The organism is Psychromarinibacter sediminicola (assembly GCF_029168335.1).
GTDB classification, from domain to species: domain Bacteria; phylum Pseudomonadota; class Alphaproteobacteria; order Rhodobacterales; family Rhodobacteraceae; genus Psychromarinibacter; species Psychromarinibacter sediminicola.
In genome coordinates this window covers 1-332 of sequence record NZ_JARGYC010000264.1, presented here as the reverse complement: position 1 = coordinate 332, position 332 = coordinate 1, and the positions used below count along the sequence as shown (strand labels likewise).

The 332-nt window shown below is 65.4% G+C and carries 1 protein-coding gene; it reads right to left on the bottom strand.

Annotated elements, in window-relative coordinates; genetic code table 11:
- Positions 1-146: 146 nt before the first annotated feature.
- Positions 147-332 (bottom strand): hypothetical protein (locus P1J78_RS25290; protein WP_275570120.1); only part of this gene is annotated, 186 nt, incomplete at its 5' end.

Here is a 332-nt window from a genome sequence, read left to right as displayed (position 1 = left end):
GCGTCGGCGGGGGTTGCGGCCTGGGCGGTGACGGCGGTCAGGGCGAAGGCGGCGGCGGTAAGAGCGGTCTTGAACATTTGAGATTTCCTTTTCGAAGATTGGTTTCGGTCTTTGTCAGTGGGTTGAGGGTTGGGGTGGGCTCGAGCTCAGAAGCACTGCCAGACGGTGATCCAGTTGCCGTAGTAGTCGTAGACGGTGGCCCATTCGCAGTAGTAGGCGGTTTCGTAGGAGCCGGCGGTGTCGGCGGCCACGGGGGCCAGGTCGGCGATGGTGTCGAAGGCGAGAGCGTCGGCGGGGGTTGCGGCCTGGGCGGTGACGGCGGTCAGGGCGAA